At 69.5% G+C, this 14940-nt stretch carries 9 protein-coding genes; 3 read left to right on the top strand and 6 right to left on the bottom strand.

What is annotated here, in order from left to right:
- Window positions 1-50: 50 nt before the first annotated feature.
- Window positions 51-926, top strand: coding sequence for a 2-hydroxy-3-oxopropionate reductase (locus tag LHU95_RS05800; RefSeq protein WP_248710425.1), 876 nt, complete (start codon window positions 51-53; stop codon window positions 924-926).
- A gap of 24 nt (window positions 927-950) precedes the next feature.
- Here LHU95_RS05800 and LHU95_RS05795 read toward each other — a convergent pair whose 3' ends face one another.
- The 3 genes from LHU95_RS05795 to LHU95_RS05785 form a co-directional block, all read right to left on the bottom strand.
- Window positions 951-1931, bottom strand: coding sequence for a DUF4892 domain-containing protein (locus LHU95_RS05795; RefSeq protein ID WP_248710424.1), 981 nt, complete (start codon window positions 1929-1931; stop codon window positions 951-953).
- 80 nt (window positions 1932-2011) lie between these two features.
- Window positions 2012-2965 carry a tripartite tricarboxylate transporter substrate binding protein gene (locus LHU95_RS05790; protein ID WP_248710423.1) on the bottom strand — a complete coding sequence of 318 codons (954 nt, stop codon included), beginning with the start codon at window positions 2963-2965 and terminating at the stop codon, window positions 2012-2014.
- On the bottom strand, window positions 2962-3816 hold the full coding sequence (locus tag LHU95_RS05785; protein ID WP_248710422.1) for an NAD(P)-dependent oxidoreductase: 855 nt from the start codon (window positions 3814-3816) through the stop codon (window positions 2962-2964). The genes LHU95_RS05790 and LHU95_RS05785 overlap by 4 nt, the downstream gene beginning before the upstream one ends.
- Before the next feature lie 68 nt (window positions 3817-3884).
- Here LHU95_RS05785 and LHU95_RS05780 point away from each other — a divergent pair, with 68 nt between their 5' ends.
- Together LHU95_RS05780 and LHU95_RS05775 are read left to right on the top strand one after the other, a co-directional pair.
- The gene (locus LHU95_RS05780; RefSeq protein ID WP_248710421.1) at window positions 3885-4550 is read left to right on the top strand and encodes a DUF2848 domain-containing protein; all 666 of its coding nucleotides are present in this window, start codon (window positions 3885-3887) and stop codon (window positions 4548-4550) included.
- Window positions 4551-4612: 62 nt separating this feature from the next.
- Window positions 4613-6868 carry a mechanosensitive ion channel domain-containing protein gene (locus LHU95_RS05775; RefSeq protein ID WP_248710420.1) on the top strand — a complete coding sequence of 752 codons (2256 nt, stop codon included), beginning with the start codon at window positions 4613-4615 and terminating at the stop codon, window positions 6866-6868.
- Between the two features lie 44 nt (window positions 6869-6912).
- On the opposite strand, the gene LHU95_RS05770 is transcribed toward LHU95_RS05775, so the two are convergent.
- The 3 genes from LHU95_RS05770 to LHU95_RS05760 form a co-directional block, all read right to left on the bottom strand.
- Entirely contained in the window at window positions 6913-8310 is a 1398-nt protein-coding gene (locus tag LHU95_RS05770) for a M20 family metallopeptidase (protein WP_248710419.1), read from the bottom strand.
- An 87-nt stretch (window positions 8311-8397) separates the two neighbouring features.
- Window positions 8398-11211 carry an AsmA family protein gene (locus LHU95_RS05765; RefSeq protein WP_248710418.1) on the bottom strand — a complete coding sequence of 938 codons (2814 nt, stop codon included), beginning with the start codon at window positions 11209-11211 and terminating at the stop codon, window positions 8398-8400.
- Window positions 11208-14858 carry a hydantoinase B/oxoprolinase family protein gene (locus tag LHU95_RS05760; RefSeq protein WP_248710417.1) on the bottom strand — a complete coding sequence of 1217 codons (3651 nt, stop codon included), beginning with the start codon at window positions 14856-14858 and terminating at the stop codon, window positions 11208-11210. The genes LHU95_RS05765 and LHU95_RS05760 overlap by 4 nt, the downstream gene beginning before the upstream one ends.
- Between the last annotated feature and the right edge of the window lie 82 nt (window positions 14859-14940).

Below are 14940 nucleotides of genomic sequence, written 5' to 3'. Positions count from 1 at the left end.
TGGTCACCAGACGCCCCCCCACTTCCTGAGAACAAAGGACACGTCCCCACATGAATATCGGTTTCATCGGCCTCGGCATCATGGGCCTGCCCATGGCGCAAAACCTCGTCAAGGCGGGCCATACGATCATCGCCCCCGAGCGTGCCTCGCTCACCGCCGAGGCGCGCGCCGCCTTCACCATCTTCGCCGATGCCACGGCCGTGGCCAAGGCGGCCGAGATCATCATCATCATGGTGCCCGATACGCCGGATGTGGAGCGCGTGCTGTTCGGCGCGAATGGCGTGGCGGCCGGGCTTTCGGCCGGCAAGCTGGTGATCGACATGTCCTCCATCAGCCCGACGGCGACCAAGGATTTCGCGGCCAAGGTCAACGCGCTGGGCTGCGACTACATCGACGCCCCCGTTTCGGGTGGCGAGATCGGCGCGAAGAACGCCGCGCTGACCATCATGATCGGCGCTTCGCAGGCGGCCTTCGACCGCGCCCTGCCGCTGTTCCAGGCGATGGGCAAGAACATCACGCTGGTGGGTGAAAACGGCGCGGGCCAGGTCACCAAGGTCGCGAATCAGATCATCGTTGCCCTCAATATCGAGGCCGTGGCCGAAGCCCTGGTCTTCGCCAGCAAGGCGGGCGCCGACCCGGCCAAGGTGCGTGCCGCGCTGATGGGCGGCTTTGCCAATAGCCGCATCCTGGAAGTGCATGCCGAGCGGATGATCAACCGCACCTTCAACCCGGGCTTCCGGATCGAACTGCACCAGAAGGACCTGAACCTGGCGCTGCAATCGGCCAAGGAACTGGGTGTGGCGCTGCCGAACACCGCCTCCGCGCAGCAGCTTTTCTCAGCCTGCGCGGCCATGGGCGGCAGCCAGTGGGATCATTCGGGCCTCGTGCAGGCGCTCGAAGCCATGGCGAACCACAAGGTCGCGTAAGCGAAGTGAAGCGCTGAGTGGCCCTCAGCGCTTCACGATTTCCACCCGGCGATTCTGCTGCCGGCCTGCGTCATTGTCATTGCTCGCCACCGGGGAGGCCATGCCCGCCCCAAAGGGCGTGAGCCGCGCGGGCGCGATCTGGAACTCCCGCGTCAATGACGCAATCACGCTTTGCGCCCGCCGCATCGAGAGGCCGAGGTTATGCTCGAAGCTGCCCTGGGAGTCGGTATGGCCGGTGATCACCACATTCATCGTGGCATTGGCGCGCAGGAAGCGCGCGATCTCCTCCAGCGTCGGGCGTGAGGCCGGCTGGATATCGGCCGAATCCGTGGCGAACAGCACGCCGTAAAGCGCCACCCGCCCGGTGCGTTCGACCGATTGCTGCATGGCCGAGGCATCGATGAAAACGATACGCCCCGCCTCCATCGGCCTTGCCTCCACCACATCCACCAGGATGTTGCTGCGGCTTTGGTAATCCACGGCGAGGATCGACACGAACACATCCCCCTCCGGCCGCGCGAGCCTCGCGAAGCTGTAGCTCTGCGTGGCCCAGCCCGGCGTCATGCCGTGGGCGGGCGGCTGCGGCACCGCGTTGACCACGGCACTCCAGTGGTCCGGCGGGGTGCCGCAATCAGCACCTCGGCACTCGAAGGCAATCTCAAAGCCATTGGCCCGCAGCCGCTCCTGATGGTTGCGCAGCACCTCCAGCGCCGAGCGCCCCTCCGGCCCCTCATAGCGCAGGCGGGTTGCCCGGCCAGCCACGGCGATGCTGTTGCGTTCATGGCGTTGGGCACCCTGCTCCCGCACATCCCGCGAGAGGGAGGGACGGTTCACCAGGCGCAACTCCTCATAGTCGCGCTGGCGGTAGAAGCGCAGCGTGGCGCCCTGGTAGCGCCCCACCAGCGGATGATCCCGCCCACCGGCGACATCACCCGCGGGTGCGGGCTGGCGTTGCGGCTGCGCGGACGCCATGGGCGCAGGCAGGATCAAGGCCAGAAGCAACATCAGTCGGCGCATCAATTCGACCTTTTCGAGGAGAGGGAGGGATCAGGGAAGGCCGTATCGCGTTTTCAAAGCTGCAGCGATCACGAAGGCTCCAGGCCGACTTCGCGCGCCAGTCGCGTGAAGGTGGTGATCTGGCTTTGCAGATAGTCACGCCATTGCTCCGGCGGCATCGCGCGCGGCGCAAAGCCAAGGCGGCCCAGCCGCTCACGCACCTCGGGCAGGCCGAGCACCTTGGTGAGCGCCTCGCTGAAGCGCGCCACCACTGGCGCTGGCGTGCCAGCGGGCGATGCGAGGCCAAACCACACTGTCAGCTCGTATCCGGGCACCGTGGCGGAGATGGGCGGGATTTCCGGCGCCAGCGGGAAGGCGCCTGGCGTGGTGACCCCCAGCGCCCGCACGCGGCCTTCGCGCACCTGGGCCAGCCCCGCCGCGAAATCCGTCAGCGTCGAATCGATGCGGCCCGCCAGCACTTCGGTCAGTGCTTCCGGCCCGCCGCGCGAGGGGATGGCCAGCATGCGAAGCCCGGCCATGCGGCTCAGCAATTCACTGCCGATCAGCGCGCTCGCATTGCCGTGGCTGAAGGTGAGTTCGCCCGGCCGGCTGCGCGCCAATGCGATGAATTCCGCCAGGTTGCGCGCGGGGGAGCTGTTGGGCACCACCATCAGATAGGGCGCCTCGGCCAGGAAGCCCAACTGCGTGAAGTCGCGGATCGGGTCGTAGGCGAGGTTGCGCACCAGATAGGTATTCAGCGCACCGTTGGTGACGCTCAGCACGGCCATGCTGTAGCCATCAGGTGCTGCGCCCTTCACCGCCATGGTGCCCACCACACCATTGCCGCCCGGACGGTTGTCGATGATCACGGATTGCCCGAGCTCGCGCGAGAGCGGCTCGACCAGGTTTCGCACCAGGCTGTCGGTCACGCTGCCGGCGGGGAAGGCGACGACGATGCGGATGGGCCGGTCGGGCCAGCTTTGCGCGGCTGCCGCGAAGGGCAGGAACGGCGCAGCGAGCGCCGCGCGGCGGGCGATCTTCATGGCTTGGCCTTCCCCGTGATGTAGCGATGGATTTCCGTGTTGTCGGCGCGCGGACCCAATTCGGCCAACGCCGCGCTCCAGCGTGCGCGCAGCAGCGCAAGCAAGGGCGCCTCGGCTCCCGTTGCCGCCGCGATGCCGCCCGCCGTCTCCAGATCCTTGCGCATCAGTCCCAGCTGGAAACCGCCCGCATAGCGGCGCGAGGTGATCTCCTGCGCGAGCTTGGTCTCGGAGGCGATGTTGCGCCCCGAACTCGCATTGAGCACCTGGGCGAAAATGCCAAGGTCTAGCCGCTGCGCTTCCGCCAACTGCGCCGCCTCGCTCACCGCCAACAGCCCGGCCGCATAGACGTAGTTGTTCAACGCCTTCATCGCATGCGCGCTGCCCACGGCACCGGTGCGGATGATCGTGGCCCCCATATGACGCAGCACGGGTTCGGCGCGCGTGATATCGGCATCGGCGCCGCCCACCATGATGGCGAGTGTGCCGTCCCGCGCCTTGGGCACCGAGCCCGAGACCGGTGCATCCAGCATCCCGCTCCCCGTCTCGGCCAGGGCCAGGGCCCAGCGCCGCGTCTCGCCCGGTTCGCTGCTCCCCATATCCACGATCAGGGAGCCTGGTTGCAGCGCCGGCAGCAGCGCCGTCATCACCGCGCCGACCGTGCGGCTATCGGGCAGCATCAGGATGATCAGGCGGCAGCCGCGCGCCAGTGCCGCCGCATCGCCAGCCACGGGCACGCCTTCCAGCGCCACCCCCGCGGCGTCCAGCGTGATGAGCGGCACTTGCCGGGCCGCCAAATTCATCGCCATCGGCCGGCCCATCATGCCCAGTCCGATGAAGCCCACGGGTTCCATGCCGCACCCCTCCCCTTTTTTCATCAGGCATGTTCGGATGCGTCACACCGCTTGTCCAGGACAGCCCCATGCGCATGCTCGACTTCACCGTTGATTCCCGGCCGATCCGCCTGGCCGTCACGGATCTCGTCATCGCCGGCTGGACCGGGCGCGATGCGCACAAGCTGCAGGAGCATATTGATGAGCTTGCGGCACTCGGCATCGCGCCACCCTCCAGCGTGCCCTGCTACTATCGGGCGGGGCTGGAAAGCCTGACGCAATCGCCCAGCGTGGATGTGCTGGGCGGCGACAGCAGCGGCGAGGGCGAGTGGATCCTGCTCGAAACGCCGGAAGGCCGCTTCATCGGCTGCGGCTCCGACCACACCGACCGCAAGGTGGAGGCCTATTCCATCCCGGTCTCCAAGCAGATGTGCCCCAAGCCGATCAGCACGGCGCTCTGGCGCTGGGAGGATGTGGCGGCGCATTGGGATCAGCTGGAAATCCACAGCGAAATCCATGAGGACGGGCGCTGGATCACCTATCAGCGCGGCCCCGTGGCCGCGATGCGCCACCCGGATGACCTGCTGGAACGCGCCCGCGCGCTGCACGTGCCAACCGGGCCCGGGATGCTGATGTTCGGCGGCACGCTGGCCGTGCATGGCGGCATCCGGCCCGCGGCGGATTTCATCGTGACGCTGCATGACCCGGTGCGGGACCGCCGGCTCGCCCACAGCTACACGACGCGTCGTCTTTGACCGGTGATCGGCGCATGATGTCCCGCCGGACAAACCGGCACCCGGGAAGGAAGTTCCAAGCCATGCGCGTTCCAGGGCTGCGCCGCATTCTCTCCGCCATCGGATTGCTCCTGATGCTGCCGCTGGCGGCGGCGGCGGCGGAAGGCCCGTGGGCCGGTGCATGGACCACCAGCTGGCGCGATGATGGCGACCAGCTCACGCTGGAACAGCAAGGTGAGCGCGTCACCGGCAGCTACCCGTTGTATGGCGGGCGGATCGAAGCCGTGGCGGAAGGGCGGACGCTTCGCGGAACCTGGACCGAGGGGACGCAGCGCGGCCAGTTCATCTTCGTCATGGACCGCGACGGCAACAGCTTCTCAGGCCGCTATGACGAGGGCGAGTGGTGGACCGGCGCCCGCCATGATGGGAGCCCCATGACCACGGGACTCAACCTGACCACCCCGCGCGATGCCTTCCGGCAATTCATCGTCAGCGGCAATCTGGCGCGCGGCGGGCGGCCGGATGCCTGGGCGCTGAACATCATGGCGCTGGATTTCTCAACCGATGGCCAAAGCCTGGCCCGCCCGGACCATCTGCGCCTGGCGCAGGAACTCTATGCCCTGGCGGACCTGACGACCTTCCGCATTTCCACCATCCCGCGCGAGACGGACGCGAATGAGGTGACGATCACCCTCGCGCAATCGGGCAGCGAGGCCGTGCTGCCCTTGACCCTCACGCGCGGCGCCGATCAGCTCTGGCGCATCCGCATGCCGACGGCCGAGGCGCGTGCCGCCGCGCGGCACCAGCTCCTTGCGCAGTTGGGCGGCCGCTTGCCGGCGGCGGATGCCTTCCGCCAGATGCGCAACCCGCGCGACACGATGCGCAGCTTCCTGGAAGGCATGGCCGACTGGGACGGCACGGGCCAGGCCCTGGCGCTTTCCACCCTTGATCTCTCTGCGATCCCGGAGGTGCTGCGTGATGGGCAGGGCCGGCTGATCGCGCATTTCCTGCGCCGCGCGCTGCACCAGATCGGCCTGGTCGGGCTGCAATCCATCCCCAATGACGGCACGGACCGCTCCCCCTATGTGCATTTCAGCCATCCGGCCGGGCGCATCGTCATCGCACCGCTGGGCCCCGAGGCGGATGCGCCCTGGCGCTTCACCACGCAGACGATCCGCGAAGCCGCCCAGGTCTTCGCGGCGGTGGAGGGGCTGCCACCCCCCATCGCGGCACCGCCCGGGCTGATCCCGGATTCGCCGTATTTCCGTGTGCGCGATTGGGTGAAGCGGCAGGCGCCCGGCCTGCTCAACCGGCTGGGCCATACGGAATACTGGCAAATCCTCGCCGGGCTCCTGGTGCTGAGTGGCGCCGCCCTGATCGGCACCATCGGCGCGCGGTTGGCCCGGCGCGGAATGGATGCGCTGGTGGGCGGCGCGGAGAGCGGCGCCAGCTTCACCTGGGCGCTGGGCATCGTCATCGGCCTCAGCCTGGCCGGCGCCTTTCCCGGCATGATCGGCATGCCCGAGGAGGTGCGCCGTTTTTCGCTGCCCTTCTTCGGGATCTGCCTGACCGTGGCGGTCTGTGTCGTGCTCTGGCGCATCCTGGGCGTCGCCGGCATCATCCTGGCCCGCATTTCGACCCGCTCCGCCACGGCCGCCGACGACATCCTGTTCACGCTGATGCTGGCCACGGCGCGGCTTGGCGTCGTGACGATGAGTTTTCTCAGCCTTGCGCATTTCCTCTCGCTGCCCACTGGCGGCATCCTGGCGGGGCTGGGGATTGGCGGCCTTGCCTTCGCCTTCGCCTCGCGCGAGACGCTTTCCAACGTCTTCGGCGCCGGCATCCTGGTCACGGACCGTCCCTTCCAGCGCGGCGACTGGATCGCCAGTGGCGAGATCGAAGGCGCGGTGGAGCATGTCGGCATCCGCTCGACCCGCGTGCGCACGGCGCAGGACAGCGTGATGGTCATCCCGAATGGCAAGCTTTCGGATTCCACCATCAATAACCTCGGCTCCCGCCGGCTGCGGTTGCTGAAGACGACGCTGCCGGTGACCGCCGGCGCCTCGCCCGAGGCGCTGGAGGGCTTCACCCAGGCGCTGCGCCAGCGCATCGCCGAAGATGGCGCCTTTGTCGCCGAACGCACCGATATCGGCCTCTCGGGCATCACGGAAGCCGGCATTGGCGTGGATGTGATCACCTACATGAAGGTCAGCACCACGGCGGCCGAGCGTGCGGTCCGGCACGCCTTCCTGCTCGATGCGGTGCATCTGGCCGGCGCCTGCGGGCTGACGCTCGGCTCCGGCATGCTGCCCCCCGGCACCGTGCCGCCCATGGGATGAGCGCTCCGGGACTGGCGCCCAGTCCGAGCCTCACCCTCCTCCTGTCAGGCGGGCTTGTCGCCCAGATCCCACCACATGCCGGCGAAGGCCAGCAGGCCCTCACGCGCCGGGGCGGGCAGCAAATGCTCATCCGGCCCATGCTGCTGGCAGCCATTGTAGCTGTGCGGCACCCAGACCAGCGGCACGCCCAGATGGTCCACGAACACATCCCCCGGCAGCCCGCCGGAGGAGTTGGGGATGACCTGCACCGACTTGCCGAGAGAGCGCTCGATGCTCTCCCGCGCCCAGCGCACCCAGGGGTGGTCGGGTGAGGTGCGGGAGGCGGGCATGCGCACGCCCGCATTCTCGATGGCGATGTTCTGGAAACCCGCCGCATCCAGGTGCTGGCGCAGGCTGGCGGCGAAGGTATCTGGGTCGGTGTCCACGGTGTAGCGGATCTGGCAATGGGCCCGCGCATCCGGGGCCACGGCGTTCACCGGCGCCTGCGGCTGGCCGCTGGTCATGGCCAGGATGATCAGGCTGTTCCAGCCATAGATTTTCTCGGCAGCACTCAGCCCCGGCTCGCCCCAGGCCGGGTCAATCGTCGCGGCTTCGCCGCCGCCGCCCACTTCGCAGCCGGCCAGTACGCCGCGCACCTCGGTCGGCAGGCCGTTGCGGGGCAGCCAGTCGCGCACCAGGATCTTGCCCTGGCGGTCCATCATGCTGCCGATGGCATGGGCCAGCACCACCGCGGGGTCGGTGGTCAAGCCGCCCCAATGGCCGGAATGCACCCCGCCCTCGCGCAGCTTCACCACGAGATCGAAATGAAAGGTGCCACGCGTGCCTGTGGCGATGGTGGGGATGCCCGGCATCACGCGCGGGCCGTCACTGGCAATCAGCGCATCGGCGGCCAGCAACCTGGCATTCTGCGCCACGAATTCGCGCAAGCCCTTGCTGCCGCGCTCCTCGGCCATTTCCAGCACCAGCTTCACATTGGCGCCGAGCTTCCCGCCGCGCGCTTCCAGCACGGCCTCCAGCGCCATCAGGTTGATGGTGTGCTGGCCCTTGTTATCGGCCGTGCCGCGCCCGTACCACTTGCCGTCCCGCTCGGTGAGCGTCCAGGGCGTGAGTCCCTCGCTCCATTGCTCATCCATGCCGCGCACCGTGTCGCCATGGCCGTAGAGGAGGATGGTGGGGCGGGCGGGGTCCTCGATGCGCTCGGCAGTCAGGATGGGGCCGAAGCCAGCCAACGGATTGGGATGGATGGTGACGCTGAAGCCCAGACGCTCGACCCAGGGGCGGATCGCGGCGTCGAGATACTGGTGCAGCGCAGCCTCGAAGGCCGGGTCCTGCGCGGTGGAGGGGATGGCAACGAATTCGGCGAGCCTGGCCTGCAGGCCGCCCCCGTCGAACATCTCCGCGGCGATGGCCAGGGCCGCACCACGATCCGCCGTCTTCGTCATCTGTCTCGTTCTTTCATTGCGTTGCCACGCGGCGCACCCTGCCCCGGCTGACGGCATGCGTCCACGGTGGGCCCCTGCCCTGCACGCCTATGGTCGGTTATCGGCTCGCCAGGCCAGCCAGGCCGCGATCTCGGGACGGCGGGTGGGGTCCATGCTGGGTCCGCTGAGATGCAGCGCCGGCGGCGGCGCGCCATCCGGCACGGGAAGCGCGAGGCGCAGATCCAGCGTATCCCGCGGCAGGTCCAGCCCACCTGAAAGGCTGAGGGCCAGCCCGGCCTCGGCACTGAGACTGACCTCCGACAGCGTCGCCTGGCCTTCCTGGAGGGCCAGCCGAAGCATGCCGCGCTCGATCGGGGTGGCCCCACCCGCAAAGGCCGCCCGGAGCGCAGCCTCAGCCGCCGCCATGTCAGACCAGCCCAAGGCCGCCGCGGCGGCGGAGGCGTCGAAGCCCTGCACCACGCCATCCCGCAGCGCGAGGCTCGCCTCGCCCGTCAGGCTTTGCAGCCAGGCTGGCGGCACGGCGCCGCGCGCTTCCAGCCGCAGCGCGCCCGAAAGCCGGCCCGCCGCGATGTCCACCGGCCGGCCAGTCAAGGGCCCTGGCAGCACCACATCGGCAAAATTCCCCTCGACGAGAAGGCGCGGCGGGGTGGCGTGCTCCAGCCGCAGCCCGCCCGCCAGCACGCCGCCGGCCAGGCTCGCGCGGAGTTCCTCCAGGCGCAGGCCGGCCGCATCCGCCCGCAACTGCGCGGCGAAGCCCTCCAGCACAGGCAGGCCGCGCGCGGCTAGGCGCTCGGCCGTCAGCGCAAGATCCAGGTCGAGTGCTGGCATGGGGCCCAGCTCGAGCAGGTGCCAATCGGGCAGCGGCAGGCGCTCCATCGCAAGGCGGCCGCTCAGGGCCGGGCGACCTTCCGTCCAGGCCAGGGCGGCTTGCCCCCGGCCGCGCATCTCGCCCGCGACGAGTTCGAAGCTCTCGGCGCTCCAGGCGCCAGGCCGCCAGCCGAGATTGGCAATGAGCGAGAAGGAACCCTCGCCGATCCAGTCCGGTGGCGGGCTGGCCAGCATCTGGCCGATCAGCCGCACCGCGCCGGGATGCCGCAGTGTCAGCCGCGCCTGCAACCGCTCCTGCGGCACATCGAGCGTCGCCTGCGCTTCCAGCCGAGCCTCGGCGAGGTCGCTCTCCACGCGAAGCACCAGCGCATCGAGCGGGCCGGCACCTGCCACGCGCAGGCGCAGCGGCGCGGCGGCAAGGTCGGGGCGCTCGATGCCCAGATGCCCGAGCAGCGGTCCGGCGGGGCCCTCCGCCTCCAGCGTCATTTCACTGACCCGCGCGCCGGCGCCCAGGCTGGACAAGGTGCCCGCCAGCACAAGGTCCAGCCCCAGGTGCCGCCCGGCCAGGCGCCGCAACACCAACCGCCCGCCCTCGGCCGCGCCATCCAGGGCCAGCCGCTCCCACACATCGGGACCGAGGGCGAGACGACCAAAGCCCAGGCGCAGCTGCAAATCCGTGTCACCCGCGGCGTCACGCAGCGCGCTGAGAAGCTGCCGCGTGCTCAGCGGCGTCTCCAGCGCGTCGAAATCGAGGCCGAGGGCGAGGCTCGGCCGGGCGGCCTGGCGCCAGACGAAGCCGCCCGTGGCGCGTGTTGCCCCGAAGCGCGCCGCCAGCTCCGTCACGGCAAAGGCGCCGCCCTCCCAGGAGAGACGGAGATTGCCGTCCGAAGCACCAGCCGGCAGCGCGAGGTGCCTCGCCCAGCCCATCGCCTCCAGCCACTCCGCCGAGCGGGCTGAGCGCCAGCGCAGTTCCAGTTCCAGCCGCGCGGCACCGCCGCCACCCGAAAGCTCCAGCGCGGTTCCGCCGGGCATCACGGCACTGACGCGGGCCAGCGTCAGCCGCTCATTCTGCAAGGTGGCCGCCGCGCGGAGCTGGGTCATCCGCAAGGGGCCGAATTGCGCGGCCTCGGCCGAGAGATCGAGCGCGACCGGCACCGCCTGGGCACCGGCGCCGCGCATGGCGGCGAGCCATGGTTCGAGATCGAGGCTGGGCGCCGTCAGGGTCAGTTCGAAGCGCGGCTCGGGCACCAGGCGGAGCAGCGCGCCGCCCCGCACCGCATCGCTGCCCAGGGTCAGCTCCAGCTGGTTGGCCACCATCAGCTCGGCCCCGGCGGCAAGGTTGGCGGTGGCGCGAAAGGCCCCGGCCGGTGCCGGGACCAGCGCCGCGAGATCGGGGCCCGAGGCTTCCAGCCGGCCCGCGAAGCCACCCTCGGTCAGCAGCACGCCCCGCGCGCGCAAGGTGGCGCCAGCGGCCGTCGCCGTCACATCGAGCGGCGCCACCCCGGCATCCCCGGCCCGGCCCAGCACGGCCTGGAACCGCATGGGGCGGCCGCGCCAGGCCAGGCTGCCCTCGGCGGTCAAGGCCTCGCCCAGGCTGCCCGCCATGAGGCGGGCATTCACGCCTTCGATCACGGCGCCGCCGATCTGGATGCGGCTTTCCTCCAGCCGGGCATCCAGCGCGGTCAACCAGGGTGGCGGGGCAAGGCCGGGCAAGGCGGTGGGCGGCCAGGGCAGGTTGATCTCCGCACCCACCAGCGCCAATTCGCGGACTTCGATGCGGCCCAGCAGCAGGGCCCAGAGATCCAGCCGCAAACGCAGGCCTCGGGCCGACATCTGGATTTCATCCGCCGCCTGGCCGATGGCGATGCGCGAGGCTTCGAGACGCGGCTGCGGCAGCAGTACAAGCCCCACCCGCCCCTCCAGCACCACCGGGCGCCCAAGGCGTTCTGAGGCGATCTCCGCCAGCGCATCGCGATGCCGCTCCCAATCGAGCCAGCGCGGCAGGACATAGGCCGATCCGCCCGCCAGCAGGAGCAGGCCGGCCAGGAGGGCGAAAAGGAGGACCCGCCTCACACGGCTCCCCAGCCGCCGCCGCCCGGCGTCTCGACCACCAGCACATCGCCGGGGAGGAGGTCAGCCTTGCCCGCATTGCCGGGGATGGGCGTCACGCTGCCATCGGCGCGCTCCACCCATTGCCGGCCCGGCGCGCCATTCCCGCCGCCATGCAGCCCATGCGGGGGGACGTTGCGGCGCGAGGCGACGACCACGGCCTGCATCGGCCGCAGGAAGCGGATGCGCCGGCGTGAGCCATCGCCGCCATGCCACTTCCCCGCACCGCCCGAGCCACGCCGGATGGCGAATTCCTCCAGCCGCACCGGGTAGCGCATCTCCAGGATTTCCGGGTCCGTCATGCGGGTGTTGGTCATGTGGGTCTGCACGGCACTCACGCCATGAAAGCCGGGGCCGGCGCCGGTGCCGCCGCAGATGGTCTCGTAATACTGGTAGGTGGCATCGCCAAACAGGCTGTTGTTCATGGTTGCCTGGGCACTGGCGCAGGCATCCAGCGCGGCCAGCAGCGCGTTGCAGGTCATCTGGCTGACCTCGGTATTGCCGGCGACCACCGCGCGGCCGGGCGTGGGGCTCAGGAAGCTGGCCGGCGGAACGATGATTTCGATCGGCTTCAGGCAGCCATCATTCAGCGGGATATCCTCTCCCACCAGGGAGCGGAAACAATAGAGCACCACGGCCCGGCAGACGGCCGTTGGGGCGTTGAAGTTGTCCGGGCGCTCCGGGCCGGTGCCGGTGAAATCAATCACCGCGCGGCGCCCTTCGCGATCCACCCGCACCGCCACGACGAGCGGCGTGCCGTCATCCGTCGTCGTTGCGAATTGGCCATCCTTCAGCGTGGCGAGCACGCGGCGCACGCTTTCCTCCGCATTGTCCATCACATGGCCCATATAGGCGCGCACCGTGCCCAGGCCGAATTCGCGCACGGCGCGTTGCAGCTCCTGCACGCCCATCTCATTGGCGGCGATCTGCGCCTTAATGTCGGCGACATTCACATCCGGGCTGCGGGCGGGATACTTCGCCCCGGCGAGCAGCGCGCGGAATTCCGCCTCGCGGAAATGGCCGCCATCCACCAGCAGGAAGTCGTCAATCACGACGCCCTCCTCCTCCAGCGTGGCGGAGCCTGGCGGCGTGGAGCCGGGTGTGAGGCCCCCGATATCGGCGTGATGGCCGCGGCTGCCCACGAAGAACAGGATTTCGCGCCCCGTCGCCTGGTCGAAGACGGGCGTAATGACGGTCACATCCGGCAGATGCGTGCCGCCATTATAGGGGTTGTTCAGCGCCACCACATCGCCAGGCCGAAGGGTCGCCGCGCGCGAGCGGATGACGGTGCGCACGCTCTCGCCCATCGCCCCCAGATGCACCGGCACATGCGGCGCATTGGCGATGAGCTGACCCTCGGCGTCAAAGATCGCGCAGGAGAAATCCAGCCGCTCCTTGATGTTCACGCTGAGCGAGGTGTTCTGCAGCACCACGCCGGTCTGTTCGGCGATGGACATGAAGAGGCTGTTGAACAGCTCCAGCATCACCGGGTCCACCCGGCCGGTCTCGGCCGTGCGGGCCGCGGCACGCGCCTCGATGCGGTGCAGCACCAGATGGTTCAGCACGGTGACACGCGCTTCCCAGCCGGGCTCGACCACCGTGGTCGCGATCGCTTCGCGGATCAGCGCCGGGCCGCGAATGGCATCGCCGGCACGCAACGCCTCGCGGTCATGCACCGGGGCGTCATGCGGGGCGCCCTGGGCAAAAAGCGTCACCCGGCCGAGCAGCGGGATCGCCTCGCCCGGGTTGCGCGGCGCCAGCTTTTCTTCCTCGACCGCTTCGCCCGGCATGGTGATTTCAGCGAGCGCGGCCTCGACGATGACTTCCCGCTCCGGGGTCGCGAAGCCGAAGCGGGCGCGATGGGCTTCGGTGAATTCACGCAGCACCTCGGCATGGCCACCGGCGGCCACGGGCAGAAAGGCATCCGTCCCGGCATAGCGCAGATGCAGCCGGTGGGTGGCCAGCAGCCGCGCCGCATCGGCGCCCTGGCGGATCAATTCCGCACGGCCGGCGGCTTCGAGTTCGGCGAGCTTGGTGTCCAGCGCCGCCATGCCCTGGGGCGAGAGCGCGCGCTCGATCGCCGCCTCGCGGATCACGGATTGATCCGCCAGCCCCATGCCATAGGCGCTCAGCACGCCAGCGAAGGGATGGATGAACACCGTCTCCATGCCCAGTTCATCGGCGACAAGGCAGGCATGCTGCCCACCCGCACCGCCGAAGCAAGTGAGCGCGTATTTCGTGACATCATAGCCACGCTGGAGCGAGACCTGCTTGATGGCATGCGCCATGTTGGAGACGGCGATGCGCAGAAAACCCTCGGCCACATCCTCGGGCCGCGGCGTCGTGCCGGTACTGGCCGCGATCTCGGCGGCGAGGGCCGAGAATTTCTCACGCACCACGGCCGCATCCAGCGGCTGGTCGCCATCGGGGCCGAAGATGGCCGGGAAATAGGCGGGCTGGATCTTGCCGACCATGACATTGGCGTCCGTCACCGTCAGCGGGCCGCCGCGCCGGTAGCAGGCGGGGCCGGGCACCGCGCCGGCACTCTCGGGCCCGACGCGATAGCGGGCACCGTCGAACTTCAGGATCGAACCACCGCCGGCCGCCACCGTGTTGATCGCCATCATCGGCGCGCGCATCCGCACACCGGCCACCACCGTCTCGAAGGCGCGTTCATACTGGCCGGCATAAAGCGCCACATCGGTGGAGGTGCCGCCCATGTCGAAGCCGATGATCTTCTCGAACCCCGCCATGGCGGCGGTGCGCGCGGCGCCCACGATGCCGCCGGCCGGGCCGGAAAGAATGGCATCCTTGCCCTGGAAGGAGGACGCTTCGGCCAGGCCGCCCGATGACTGCATGAAGTACAGCTTGATGCCCTCCATCCCGCCCACCGCATCGGAGGACCGGACGGGCCCACCCAGCTCATCCGCCACCTGCGCCACGTAGCGCCGCAGGATGGGCGAGAGATAGGCATCCACCACCGCCGTATCGCCACGCGGGACGATGCGCGGCAAGGGGCTCGCCTGGTGCGAGAGGCTGATCTGGGTGAAGCCCTCCTCGGCGGCGATCTGCCCCACGCGGATTTCATGCGCCGGATGCGCCCAGGCATGCATCAGCACCACCGCCACGGCGCGAATGCCATCCGCATGGGCCGCCCGCAGAGCGGCCCGCGCCGCGGCCTCGTCCAGCGGCGCGATCTCGGTTCCATCCACCGCCACGCGCCCGCCGATTTCCGCGACGCGCTCATGCAGCAATTCCGGCAGCTTCACGTTGAGGTCGAACAGCCGTGGCCGGGCCTGGTTGCCGATGCGCAGCATGTCGGCGAAGCCCACCGGCACCAGCAGCAGCACCCGCTCGCCCTTGCGCTCCAGCAGGGCGTTGGTGGCGACCGTGGTGCCCATCTTCACCGCTTCGACCACGCCGTCGGGCAGCGGGGCGCCCGGGGCGAGGCCCAGCACCTGGCGAATGCCCGCAACGGCGGCGTCCTTGTAGCGTTCAGGATTTTCGGAAAGCAGCTTGGTGGTGGAAAGCGCGCCATCGGGGTGGCGCGCCACGATATCGGTGAAGGTGCCGCCGCGATCAATCCAGAACTGCCACTTGCCGACCGACATGCACCCATCTCCTTCAAGCCCTCCCTGGTTTGCAGGGGTGGGGCGGGGCGCGCAAGAGGGATTGGCCGCGGTTTTGGCCCCC

The organism is Sediminicoccus sp. KRV36 (assembly GCF_023243115.1).
In the GTDB taxonomy this organism is placed as follows: Bacteria; Pseudomonadota; Alphaproteobacteria; order Acetobacterales; family Acetobacteraceae; genus Roseococcus.
The sequence above is the reverse complement of the archived record's forward strand: the minus strand, read 5'-3'. Positions and strand labels throughout refer to the sequence as shown.

Excerpts from the sequence above, each read along its gene's own strand:
- LHU95_RS05800 (WP_248710425.1), top strand. The coding sequence starts at position 51 with ATGAATATCGGTTTCATCGGCCTCGGCATCATGGGCCTGCCCATGGCG.
- LHU95_RS05795 (WP_248710424.1), bottom strand. The coding sequence starts at position 1,931 with ATGTTGCTTCTGGCCTTGATCCTGCCTGCGCCCATGGCGTCCGCGCAG.
- LHU95_RS05790 (WP_248710423.1), bottom strand. The coding sequence starts at position 2,965 with ATGAAGATCGCCCGCCGCGCGGCGCTCGCTGCGCCGTTCCTGCCCTTC.
- LHU95_RS05785 (WP_248710422.1), bottom strand. The coding sequence starts at position 3,816 with ATGGAACCCGTGGGCTTCATCGGACTGGGCATGATGGGCCGGCCGATG.
- LHU95_RS05780 (WP_248710421.1), top strand. The coding sequence starts at position 3,885 with ATGCGCATGCTCGACTTCACCGTTGATTCCCGGCCGATCCGCCTGGCC.
- LHU95_RS05775 (WP_248710420.1), top strand. The coding sequence starts at position 4,613 with ATGCGCGTTCCAGGGCTGCGCCGCATTCTCTCCGCCATCGGATTGCTC.
- LHU95_RS05770 (WP_248710419.1), bottom strand. The coding sequence starts at position 8,310 with ATGACGAAGACGGCGGATCGTGGTGCGGCCCTGGCCATCGCCGCGGAG.
- LHU95_RS05760 (WP_248710417.1), bottom strand. The coding sequence starts at position 14,858 with ATGTCGGTCGGCAAGTGGCAGTTCTGGATTGATCGCGGCGGCACCTTC.